At 39.8% G+C, this 1606-nt stretch carries 2 protein-coding genes and 1 pseudogene; 2 read left to right on the top strand and 1 reads right to left on the bottom strand.

Annotated elements, in window-relative coordinates; all coding sequences use genetic code 11:
• Window positions 1-280 (top strand): annotated as a pseudogene (locus Q0296_RS03700) (hypothetical protein); the annotation flags it as partial.
• On the top strand, window positions 255-1178 hold the full coding sequence (locus Q0296_RS03705; RefSeq protein ID WP_298036667.1) for a cation diffusion facilitator family transporter: 924 nt from the start codon (window positions 255-257) through the stop codon (window positions 1176-1178). The pseudogene Q0296_RS03700 and the gene Q0296_RS03705, both read left to right, overlap by 26 nt.
• Window position 1179: 1 nt before the next feature.
• On the opposite strand, the gene Q0296_RS03710 is transcribed toward Q0296_RS03705, so the two are convergent.
• A partial coding sequence (locus tag Q0296_RS03710) for a restriction endonuclease subunit S (RefSeq protein WP_298036670.1) occupies window positions 1180-1606 on the bottom strand: 427 nt, incomplete at its 5' end.

Genomic DNA, 1606 nt, shown 5'->3' on the forward strand with positions numbered 1-1606 from the left:
CGTTTCTAAATTTCGTATAGCGATCTCAAACAGGGAGGCGATGAGCTATTTTATCATCGGCGTTAGTGCGGCGCTGCTCTTTTTGGTGGCGATAATAGTGTTAAGCTCGCAGCAGACAAACGCCGGCCACATCTACTCCGTGATGACCTATATATGGAATTTTGTCATCAGTCTTGACGACTCGCCAAAGCTCATCGAGGAGTTTTCAAATTTAAAAGATATCGGCAAGAGGATCGACGCCCAAAAGAAGGACAATGATGCACAACAAGAGCGTTCTTAGAAATTCGTTTTTTCTAATTTTCACGTTTATGATAGTTGAGGCTGTTTTTGGCTTCGTTTCAAACTCGCTTGCGCTTATTAGCGACGCATTTCACATGCTCTCAGACGCCGCGGCTCTCTTTTTGTCGCTGGTTGCTTTTAAGATCGCAGAAAAAAGGGCAAATTTACAAAAGACCTTTGGCTACAAAAGGGTCGAGATCGTCGCTGCTTTCATAAACGCCATCGCTCTTATCGCGCTTGCTATCTTTGTCATAGTTGAAGCGATCATTAGGCTTTTTAACGAGCCAGAGATCAAAGCTGAGACGATGCTTTTTGTTAGTATTTTGGGGCTTGTGGTAAATTTAGTCGTGGCTATTTACATGCACAAAAGTGCTGATACAAAAGAAAATTTAAACATGAAAGGTGCTTATCTGCATGTGCTTGGTGACACGCTTGGCTCAGTTGGTGCCATCGTCGCGGCGCTTCTTGTGATGAAATTTGACTTCACGCAGGCCGATAGCATCGCAAGTATCTTTGTATCGCTACTCATCATAAAAAGCGGTGCTAGCTTGCTAAAAGATAGCTTTAATATCCTAATCGAAGCCGTGCCGCTTAAGCTTGATACTGATGAAATCTTAGGCGTTATAAAGGGCGTAGATGGCGTTAAAATCGTGCATGACCTGCATATATGGGCGATAAATGCTGGCACAAATGCGCTCATAGCCCATGTGGTGGTGGATGACGCGCTAAGTGTGGCTGAAATTTCAAAGATGATAAAGCGCATCGAGCACGAGCTTTCTCACGCAGGCATCGGACATGTCACGCTTCAGTTTGAGAGCGAGAGCCTTGGGCACAAAGACGATCTCATCTGCGAGCTAAAGGACAAAGATGAGCACGGACACTTTGGGCATCATCACTAATCTAGGCTTTATTGATAACTTTTTTAGTTGCTTCTATCTTTTTATCAGCCCAAAGTACGACGTCTTTTATGACTAGTTTTTCGATAGCTTTTATGAAATTTTCCATAAATTCGTAGTTGATTTCGCCGCTGTCGTTTGTTGGTAAAATAATTTTTACATTTTTTAAAATTTCTACATTATAAGAGCTGCTACCCCATGTAAAATTTGAAAATCCACATCGCATTGAAGTAATAATATAATTTGCTATATTGCTATTCAAGTTAAAATTTATGGGTATAAAAATTTTAATCTTATCACCGGTAAAATATTTGTTTTTTTGAAAAAACATTGTAGCTGTATCTTGACCAAAGCTGATCGTATTTTCATCATTTAAATATTGTATGTTTATACTTGTTTTATCAATAAATGAATTTAATACTCTTAATTCA

The organism is uncultured Campylobacter sp. (assembly GCF_937890585.1).
Taxonomy (GTDB): domain Bacteria; phylum Campylobacterota; class Campylobacteria; order Campylobacterales; family Campylobacteraceae; genus Campylobacter_A.